The organism is Halomonas sp. ML-15 (assembly GCF_014779595.1).
Classification (GTDB): domain Bacteria; phylum Pseudomonadota; class Gammaproteobacteria; order Pseudomonadales; family Halomonadaceae; genus Franzmannia.
In genome coordinates this window covers 1-9041 of record NZ_JACXZT010000004.1, presented here as the reverse complement: position 1 = coordinate 9041, position 9041 = coordinate 1, and the positions used below count along the sequence as shown (strand labels likewise).

The 9041-nt window shown below is 54.9% G+C and carries 12 protein-coding genes; 4 read left to right on the top strand and 8 right to left on the bottom strand.

Going from position 1 to position 9041, the window contains the following annotated elements; all coding sequences use genetic code 11:
* Nucleotides 1-118: 118 nt before the first annotated feature.
* The 7 genes from IEI94_RS05335 to IEI94_RS05305 are packed head-to-tail and all read right to left on the bottom strand — an operon-like array spanning nucleotide 119 to nucleotide 4517.
* Nucleotides 119-442 carry a phage antirepressor KilAC domain-containing protein gene (locus tag IEI94_RS05335; RefSeq protein WP_191166295.1) on the bottom strand — a complete coding sequence of 108 codons (324 nt, stop codon included), beginning with the start codon at nucleotides 440-442 and terminating at the stop codon, nucleotides 119-121.
* 28 nt (nucleotides 443-470) lie between these two features.
* Nucleotides 471-3140 (bottom strand): toprim domain-containing protein, encoded by a 2670-nt coding sequence (locus tag IEI94_RS05330; RefSeq protein ID WP_191166294.1) that lies wholly within the window; start codon nucleotides 3138-3140, stop codon nucleotides 471-473.
* A 38-nt stretch (nucleotides 3141-3178) separates the two neighbouring features.
* Nucleotides 3179-3571, bottom strand: a complete 393-nt coding sequence (locus IEI94_RS05325; RefSeq protein ID WP_191166293.1) for a hypothetical protein — start codon at nucleotides 3569-3571, stop codon at nucleotides 3179-3181.
* 12 nt (nucleotides 3572-3583) lie between these two features.
* Nucleotides 3584-3835, bottom strand: a complete 252-nt coding sequence (locus IEI94_RS05320) for an ogr/Delta-like zinc finger family protein (RefSeq protein WP_318153363.1) — start codon at nucleotides 3833-3835, stop codon at nucleotides 3584-3586.
* Nucleotides 3832-4026 (bottom strand): hypothetical protein, encoded by a 195-nt coding sequence (locus IEI94_RS05315; RefSeq protein WP_191166292.1) that lies wholly within the window; start codon nucleotides 4024-4026, stop codon nucleotides 3832-3834. The genes IEI94_RS05320 and IEI94_RS05315 overlap by 4 nt, the downstream gene beginning before the upstream one ends.
* A 36-nt stretch (nucleotides 4027-4062) precedes the next feature.
* On the bottom strand, nucleotides 4063-4266 hold the full coding sequence (locus IEI94_RS05310; protein ID WP_191166291.1) for a hypothetical protein: 204 nt from the start codon (nucleotides 4264-4266) through the stop codon (nucleotides 4063-4065).
* A gap of 35 nt (nucleotides 4267-4301) precedes the next feature.
* A complete protein-coding gene (locus tag IEI94_RS05305) occupies nucleotides 4302-4517 on the bottom strand; it encodes a hypothetical protein (RefSeq protein WP_191166289.1) in 216 nt (71 codons plus the stop codon).
* A gap of 307 nt (nucleotides 4518-4824) precedes the next feature.
* Between IEI94_RS05305 and IEI94_RS22520 the strand changes: the two genes are divergently transcribed.
* The 4 genes from IEI94_RS22520 to IEI94_RS05285 all read left to right on the top strand — a co-directional run bounded on the left by IEI94_RS22520 (nucleotide 4825) and on the right by IEI94_RS05285 (nucleotide 7941).
* Nucleotides 4825-5283: a S24 family peptidase gene (locus IEI94_RS22520; RefSeq protein WP_318153362.1), complete on the top strand. Its 459-nt coding sequence runs from the start codon at nucleotides 4825-4827 to the stop codon at nucleotides 5281-5283.
* A 54-nt stretch (nucleotides 5284-5337) separates the two neighbouring features.
* On the top strand, nucleotides 5338-6645 hold the full coding sequence (locus tag IEI94_RS05295; protein ID WP_191166284.1) for an AAA family ATPase: 1308 nt from the start codon (nucleotides 5338-5340) through the stop codon (nucleotides 6643-6645).
* Nucleotides 6629-7147, top strand: a complete 519-nt coding sequence (locus tag IEI94_RS05290) for a hypothetical protein (protein ID WP_191166282.1) — start codon at nucleotides 6629-6631, stop codon at nucleotides 7145-7147. Before IEI94_RS05295 ends, IEI94_RS05290 begins: the two co-directional genes overlap by 17 nt.
* A 272-nt stretch (nucleotides 7148-7419) precedes the next feature.
* Nucleotides 7420-7941, top strand: a complete 522-nt coding sequence (locus IEI94_RS05285; RefSeq protein WP_191166280.1) for a hypothetical protein — start codon at nucleotides 7420-7422, stop codon at nucleotides 7939-7941.
* A 391-nt stretch (nucleotides 7942-8332) separates the two neighbouring features.
* Here the strand turns inward: IEI94_RS05285 and IEI94_RS05280 are convergent, their stop codons facing one another.
* The gene (locus IEI94_RS05280; RefSeq protein WP_191166277.1) at nucleotides 8333-8890 is read right to left on the bottom strand and encodes a hypothetical protein; all 558 of its coding nucleotides are present in this window, start codon (nucleotides 8888-8890) and stop codon (nucleotides 8333-8335) included.
* Between the last annotated feature and the right edge of the window lie 151 nt (nucleotides 8891-9041).

The window sequence follows — 9041 nt, the reverse complement described above, 5'->3', positions numbered from 1 at the left end:
AAGGAGGACGAAACCTCACACGAGCCTGAATCTGTTCCGATGAAAGAGCACTGACAGAAACCGGACAATCTGGATTGATGAAAAGCGGACAACCTTCACTGGCGTTGACATGCCATTGTCAGCTCCTTGCGTGATGCGGTTGGGATTGGGCGGGGCGTGCCGCGGCGGGCGGCAGGGGCGCCAGTTCCAGGCCGAGCTTGGCCGCGATGTGGTCGAGCCCGGCGTCGGTGAATTCGGTGCGGCCGTAGTGGGTCCAGCCGCAGATCGGGTGCCAGTAGGTGCCGGTGGCCACCACCATGAGGCGGGTGTTGCCGCGATACCTGGTTGCCGGCAGGTTGTCGGCGCCGAGCACGCCGGCCTCGCGCATCCGGCGGGCCAGGGTGTTGCGGCCCTGGTTGAGCAGGGCCGCGGCCTGGTCGAGTGAGTAGGTGCGCTGTGGCATGGTGGCCTCCTGTCTCTCGGTCACTGGCTCAGGCCTGGAACACCCAGCACTTCACGCTGGCGTTGTTCAGGCGGATCTGGCTGCGGACGGTGCGGTTGGCGTCGATGAACTTGCGGCTCTTGCTGCTGCGCAGGTAGCGCTTCAGCTCGCGCATTTCGGGCACGCGCAGGCGGTAGTCGGCGCAGCGGCGCTCGAAGTCCTTGAGGTTGATGGCGATCTGCTCGGTGTGCTTGCCGTAGTGGTTGAGCAGCGGTTCCTGGTTGAGTCCCTCGAGGTAGTCGTAGGCCTCCCAGAACTCAGCGACCATGGGGTGGTCGGCGTTGATGGCCATCTGGCGATCGCTGGCCATCTGCCACACATGGCCGATCGCCATGTCGATGGTTTGGGCGTTGAACAGGCCCAGCCCCTCGGGGCCCAGGCACTCCACCAGGGCGGCGAGTTGGCCGTGGCACTTGGCGATGCGCAAAACCTTGATATCGGGGTCGCTGGCGAGCTGGTTGGCGTACTCGCGCCCGCGGCTGGTGATGCGCTCGAGCAGTGCCGCCTCGCGGGTAGCCACCTCCAGGGCGAACTGGCTGACGTGCTCGAGCTCGGCTTTCTCCAGCGCCTCGGCCAGTTCCTTCGTCTGACCGTTCTGGCCCTCGCGGGTGAACATCAGGTGGCAGATGCGGGTCTGGATCGCCTCGCCGGCCTGTACAGCGGCGTTCTGGCTGATCACGATGCTGCCGCGGAAGGGCGGCTCGTAGGTGTCGTTGCCGCCGTTCTTCACGCCGCGGGCGCGGATGCTGCGGCCGTTGAAGGCGGTCTTGAGTTCGTCCCAGTCGAACTGCTTTTGCTTGGCGCCGCCTTCCTGCTCGCGGTCGGACTCGATCAGCACCACCGGCAGGTTGCTCACCTGGGCGAAGTTGCGCGCCCGGGCCGGCATGGTGGCCTTGCTGGGGTCGAAGCCCTCGTAGTCGCGGCGGCCGACCAGCTTCCAGAGGAACTCGATCAGGGTCGACTTGCCGGCACCGGCCTCGCCGACGATCTCCAGGAAGGGGAAGCTGCCCATCTCGGCGCGGATCTGCTCGGCCAGCAGGCTGCCCATCCAGTAGCCCAGTGCGATCACGCCCTTGGTACCGAAGGCGCCGAGCAGCTGGGTGGTCCAGTCGGTGCGGTAGTCGTGCCGCTCGGCGTTGATGTGCAGCGCGACGGACTGGCTCAGCGTCTTGAGCTGCTTGCGCGGGCCGAGCTCGAAGTAGTCCTCGCTGTTGATCTTGACCAGTTTGCCGCCGGCCACCGCCAGGTCGCCGAACACATAGGCGCCGTGGTCGCGGGAGTAGCCGATAAAGTCGATGGTCTCGACGGTTTTGATATTGCCGATCTGGTCCTGCAGCAGGGAGTCGAGCTGCTGGCTGGTACCGGTCCAGACCGCGCCGGGCGCTACGCCCAGCAGGCGCTTCTTGTACTCGCTGGCACTGGCCAATTGGCCACCGCTGAAGGTGTTCTTGACCGGCGCGCGGCCGTCGGGAAACTCGATGCGGTAGTAGTACCAGCTCTCGTCGGTGACGGTGTTGGCCTGGTAGTAGAGTGCCGTGGGGTAGCATGTGCAGATGCGTTTGACGTTGCCGGCTTGCTCCAGGGCGGCATCGCGCAGGGCCGGGTCGAGCTGCTGCTGGTCGGCGCCGTCCTCCCCCTCTGCGCGAAGCGCACGGTCGAAAGCATCGACGTCGAGCTTCCACCACCACAGCTGCCGTTTGAACTCGAACCAGCACTCGCGGCGCTCGCGGCGTTTGAATATTATCAGCGCCTTGGCCATGGCCGTGGGAGCCAGCAGCAGGTCGCCGTAATAGCGATAGGTGTCGAGGTGCTTCTCGGTCAGCTCGCCGCGCTGATGGCAGTCGTTCCAGTCGTATTTGCCGCCGCCCGGTACCTGCGCGGCCTGGCAGTCCCAGCCCTCGGCGCGGGCACGCTTTACGTGCTTCTCGATGCCGTTCTGCCCGGCACGGTTGCTATCCAGCGCCCACACCAGCGCGGGGCGGGTGGTGCCGGCCTGGTGGGCGGCATCGGCCAGCTGCTCGAGGGCGGCTTCTGGGTAGTTACCGCAACTCATGGCGGACACGGCCGCGATGCCATGGTGATAGAGCGCAATGGCATCGAAGATGCCCTCGACGATCCACACCTCCTCGGCGGCGACCAGGTCGTCGGGCATGAGTACAGGCGGACACCACCACTGGCCCTTGTAGCGGCCGACGAAGTTAGCCTTCTGCTTGCCGAAGCGCTCGGGCTTGTCGAGCAGGCGCTCCCAGTAGGCGCCGCCGGGCAGCGCAAAGCGCACGGTGGTGGTGCCGCCCACGTCCTGGCGCCAGTAGCTCTCCTGGGTGTACCAGCCCTGGATGCGTTCGAGTTCGAAGCCGCGGCCATCGCGCAGGTAGCCATCGGCCACCGGGGTCTGGCTCGCTGCCTTCTCCCCCGGCTTCGGGGCATAGCGCTCGGTCCACGACTCGAACAACTCCGGGAACAGGCTCTTGACGTGGATCTGGCTACCGCAGTTGTTCTCGCGGCCACATTTCAGCATCCACGGCGCCTCGGCTGAGATGTACGCCTCACGCATGCCACAGTCGGGGCACCGCACCCTGCGCAGGTACGGGCCTCGCTCCTGAGCCTCGTAGTCGCGCATCAAGCGCGCGAGGATGTCCTGGCGCAGCGATGGATTCACGCTGAGCCTCCTATATCAAGACGTGGAAAAGGTGGGGCTTAGTGCTCGATGACGACCGGGCGCCGTGTGTGGCGATCGACGACCACCGCGCGGTCTTCGCGGCGGGCTTGCTCGAGGAAGCGCATCAGGTCGCTGACGGTGAACATCACCGGCCGCCCGCCTTCGGTGCGCATTACCACCACATGCGAGGTGCTGGCATCGGTGTCGATGCTGGCGACCTTGTTCTCGCTCTCGAGATCGGCATAGGCCTGGATGGCGGCCAGCTCGGCGGCCGGCTCGCTCATGTCATGCACGGTGACCAGATGCTCGATGCAGTTGGCCAGCGCGGTGACCCGGTTCTCCCAGCGGTGGCGCCACAGCTCGGCGATGGCCAGGTTGTGGGTATCGAGCTGCGGGGCGTGTGCGGCATTGATTGGGGCGATGTTGTTCATGGCGGCGATCCTTCAGTTCGCTTCGTGGAGCAGCTGGTTCAGCAACGACGGAGCCAGCGGCAGCTTTACCTCGGGGTTAGGGGTGGCGCTGGGCGAAAGCGTCTGGAGCATTTCCAGGCCGAGCTTTCCGCGGAAGCCGCACGCCTCGTTGGTGCAGTAGACGTAGGCCTCGCGGTACAGCGGCGTGACGCCGCGCGACGCACGAATCTTCATGTACTGCCCGCAGTGGGGGCACGAGAGCCGGATCTGGTGTGGCGCAGTCACGACTGGGTGGGCCTCCTGTTGACCTCGTAGAGTGCGCGCCCCCGGCCAGTGAGGCCCTGGGCGCCGCGGCGAATCCGCCGGCGCAGCAGCCACTCGGCCGCCTGCTCGCGGGTGTCCAGGCCCTGCTGTTCGCATACGGCGTCGAGGACTGCCTTGGCCTGCTGGTCGAGCTCCATGGGTTGTTCCGGCATGGCTACCTCGGATGCACGGTGGATGTAGGGGTGCGCTTAGCTCGCCTGTTCAGCGACGCTAGGGTTGAGGCCGGCAGGGTCGATGCCCAGCACGTCCCGCGCTTCCTTCATCAGCATCTGGCGCATCACCTCGGCTTTGGGTACGCCCAGGTAATTGGCCAGCGCGGTGATCACGTCGCTCTCGTACTGGTCGAGGTAGACGGTGGCCTTGGTACGAACTCTTTTGGCGTCCTGGTACATGTCGGAGTCCTTATGCAGCAGGTAGAAGAAAGGGATCAGGATTGGCCGGCCAGCTCGGTGTCGGCCTCGTATTTCTCGATTCCCATCAGAATCAGCATTCGGGTAGTTGACGAGAGCGAGCGCATCTCGAGCTGGGCGATGTCCTCCAGCTTGGCGCGCTCGGTATCGGTGACCTGGGTCATGACCGGGCTGCTGCAACCGCGAGGTGAGCGGGCAGCGACAGCGGTGTTCATGGTCTCAGCAGGTTGCATGGGGTAGGCTTCCTAAAGGTTGTCTAAGACTGCATAAACAGGTTGGTGGAATATATACACCATGTCAAGCGTATCGGTGGAAGAAATACCCTATCGGCTGCGTGAGGAGCTTAAGCGGCTGGATCTGTCAATAGCCGCGGCTGCTCGTCAGGCCGGCGAATCTAGCTCTCAGCGGTTGAAGGATGTGCTGTCCGGCCGGCAAAAATGCCCGGTGGAATTACTCGCTCGTCTTGAAACAATGGGGGTGGATATCTCCTACGTTTTGTCCGGCAGAATCAACAGCACTGCAACTGCAGCAGCCCAAGTAGTGGATGGCGCCCCTATTGCCGTTGAGGCAAGCCCCTCGCCCGGTATGGCCAAGATCAGCCTTTACGATGTGGAGGGAGCTGCCGGTGCTGGCAGATCGCTAGAGGGCGAGCGGATCGAGGGGCAGCTCTACTTCCCCGAGGCGCAGCTGGCGGCGCTGGGGATCTCGCCGGCGAACGTGGCAGGGGTGAAGGTGTGCGGCGACTCGATGCTGGGCACCCTCGATGATGGCGACTGGGTACTGGTGGACTTGGCCAACCGCGATCCGCGCCGTGAGGGAGTCTTCCTGCTGTCGGTGAGCGGCGAGCGGCGCATCAAGCGCGTGCAGCGCCTGGCCGGCGGGGCGCTGTACCTGATCAGTGATAACGAGCACTACAAGCCCGAGATGATCAAGCCGGAGGAGATGCGCGAGGTGGAGATCCTTGGGCGGTGTGAGATAAGGATTGGGAGGGTTTCGTAATCTTTTTGTGTTTACGCAATCTGCTCATTACTAATTATTGAGAAGGGGATAGGGATGTATCTTGCAGTTAAAGGCTATAAGTCTATTTATGATAAACGAGCGCTGCATTTTAATGGGCTTACAGTTTTAGCTGGCGCGAACAGTTCGGGAAAGTCAAGCTTCATGCAGCCATTCTTGATTCTTAAGCAAACCATCGAAAACCATTATGATGCTAAAGTTTTAACTCTTGAAGGGGAGAACGTAAAGTTTACTGACTCTTCTCAGTTATTATCGAAAGTTCCAGATGAATTGTACGAGGGGTTTTCACTTTATTATGGTGAAGAAAATGATTCGGTTGAGCTTAATTATAAATATTATTCAGGTGGAGGGTTTCGTATAGAGAGTACAAAAGTATACGATGATGAAGACTATCCTAATGGTTTGTTTATAAGAAAGGGGATGAAAGAAGAGGAGATAGAAAGCCAAATACCTAATTCTGATATATTTCAATTCAAGAAGTATTTTGAAAAGAAAAAGCCATCGTTGCGCTGGATGGTAGAGAGGAAAAAGTGCTTTCTTAATATTCGTCTTAAAACAGAGGGTGTATCGTCTGGCTTTTCTGCTGGCATTGATCCAAGTGTGGACTTGGAGAGTTTAGTGACGCGATTGATTCATGTGCCTGGCTTGCGAGGGAACCCTGAAAGGACTTATCGTGTTGCTTTTGCAGAAAATATTTTTCCAGGATCCTTTGAAAAATATGTGGCAGGGATTATTTCCCATTGGAGTGAAAGTAATTCTCCTAGATATCAGGCGAAATATAAAAAGCTCATAGGTGGACTGATTAGCCTAGGCTTGGCTAGCAATATCGGTTCTTCAAAAATTAACGACACGCGAATTGAATTAAGGGTCTCAAGATTCTCACAGTGTAAAAATTCTGATGATAATGTAAATATTGCTGATGTTGGTTTTGGTGTTTCTCAAACATTGCCTGTATTAGTCGCCCTGCTCGTCGCATCAAAAGGCCAGTTGGTTTTTATTGAGCAGCCCGAATTACATCTTCATCCTAAAGCTCAGTACGCTATGGCTGAAATTATAGCAGATGCTGTTCGAAGAGGAGTGTTGGTTGTGATTGAAACACATAGCTCTATTTTGATAAGGGGCATTCAAACAACCGTCGCCAAGGGCGAATTAGAGCCTGGTCTAGTATCTCTTAATTGGTTTCAGCAAAATGTGCTTAATGGGCAAGCAGAGGTTTCCGCTTCTGTACTGGATGAGTGCGGTGCTTTTGGTGACTGGCCGGAAGATTTTGATGACATTAGCTTGATGGCCGATGAGAACTATTTGAATGCTGTTGAGCAGGTGTTTTATGAAAAAAGTAAGTGATAAAGTGGTTATAGATGCCGATGTGGCGAGATCTTCTGGCGAAACTGATCATCCGGTTTCAAGTAATTGTCGAAACTTGTTAGAGTCAGTTCGCAAGAATAAAGGTGTTGTTGCATTTTGCCCCGTTCTTAGTCAGGAGTGGGCAAAACACGCATCACGTTTTGCTAGGAAGTGGTTGGCGACTATGGTGGCGAGTAGAAAAGTTGTCCGTATTAATGACGAGAATAATGTAGCGCAAGATGTAGATGAAAGCCAATTGGTTGATTGTGTGAAGCAAGTTGCTTTAAAAGATTGTCACTTGGTTCATTCAGCGATTATCGCTTCTGCTTTCGTTGCTTCACGAGATGATGCTGCTCGAGAAGCCTTCAAAGAAGCCTCAAAATGTGTAGGCTATATTGCTAATGTTGTTTGGTTCAATCCAGTAAGTGAGCCTCAATTCATCGATACATATTGGGGAGGCAAGCGTTTCGTGGATAAAAGGTTTTTGTTAAGAGAAGAGTAAATTAAATGTATGGCCATTTGGCTTTCTCCAGTACCTATCCCAAGTTTGCCCAGAGGCTAGGTGTTGAAGAAGTTGAAATAGTTGAAGAAGGGCGGCTGCCGTGGACAACATCTCGCTGGGACCAGGATCACCATGTTTCGGTAGGTTTTCCATGAAGCCCATCCGAGTAGCTTCAGCTGTGGTTTGGCTAACGGTCAAAGACTTGGGGAAAGTGGCGGAGCCGATCAATGCTATGGCCGTTACGACAAGGATAAAGTTTGTAAAGGATAAGAATGAATAAAAAGTCTTTTTTTGAGTTTTTGACATTTTCTTTCATCTGGTTGCAAGTAATCTCGCTTTTCTATCAGCTATTTTATTGGAGGCATTTCGGTGTGGATGTGTTTCAATATATAGCAATCAGTGATATTGTGTTCTCTTCTGGTGACTATCTTCTTAATTTTATTGTTATGATGTTTCTGTGGTGGTTTTTTGTGCAGTACCTCCCGGACTTTAAAAGATACTTTGATATGGATGTTAAGAGTTTGGTGCCAGGCATTTCTGCACTCATAGGTTTATTTGTTTTTCTGTTGCTGTGTTCGCTTTATATCCCTGTGTCCACTGAGTATGTATGGTATGCTGCAGTTGTTTTTTCAGTCGCCTTGTTGAGAGATGTCTCAGGTTTGTTAGTGCGGCCTCTGGGTATATCTTCTATCTTTGAAAGTTCTCGTGTAGGTTATTTATATCTCTCTATAGTTATGGGTTCTTTAATATTTACCGTTCCCTTTTCCAACTGGGCCGCAAGGAATATTATTTAAGATGCTGGTTATTCTAGTCATCCGGTCCGCTATTTAAAAGTTGCTGGCTGTGATGAATGCTACATGTGGGTGCTCGGGCGATTGGGTGATTACGTATTTGTTTATAGTACTGGCCGGGATCGTGTTGTGGCAATACCTGATTCGAAAATCGAAAATATCACGCATCACTTTTAATGAGCTCGCGCGGGCATCGCTGCCGAGTTGCACGACAGAATGCCCCTGATCCTCGACGATGATAGCCACGATACGTGGCTCTATCCTGGCCCGGCGGACCGTGAAGTACTGCTCTGTTGGTGCGCTACTTGGTTGTTGGGTTAATCTAGCATTGGTTGGTGAGCCGAGCTGTAAATAAGCTGATGGAAAAGCTAGTTGGCTGTTAAAAGACACCTTGTTAAAGAACGCGCTCTATAGCTAATTTTATATCTTCTTCGTTAAATAATTTTTCTGTGTCTATATAGTCCGGGGGAGATTCAAGATAAAGTTCCTTGGCAGTATTCATGTGGTGTGTGATCGGATTCTTAAAGTTGTCGAGGCCAAAGTGCTTGAGTAAAGTGTTAATTCTTCTTTCCCTGTTATCGAGGTCAGCACCCACTTTAGAAATTGTGGTGGTTAGGTGTTGCCTTATTTTTTCATGTGCTATTGCATCATGTAAATCTACTGGTTGGCCGGCTATTTCCATTTCTGGTTCTGAGTCGAAAGGTTCTCTGGCTACGTAAGGTCGATATTTAAATTGGTATGATAGCCGGATTTTGTATCTTTCATGTTTCTCAGCTTGCGCTAATATTTTTTCGGTAGAGATGTGTTTGTCAATAACTTTCCATAACACTATGTCGCGCAGGACATGAATTGACGGTCTGATGACTGCTGCAGATACTATTGCCAAAAAAGCAACCAGTGCTGATGTTAATATCGTGGTTAAGCTAACAGAAAAAATAATCTCATTTTCCATTTTTCAATCCCTTATATTAATTTTCGTTAATTAGGGTTTATGTGTACAGTGATGGTAATCACCTGACACATGCCCCCGTGGGGCCTCTATAGTTAAGCAGTGTTCTCTACCGTTTTCCTGGTCTCCTTCTTCGCCGCTTTCGGGAGTCCTT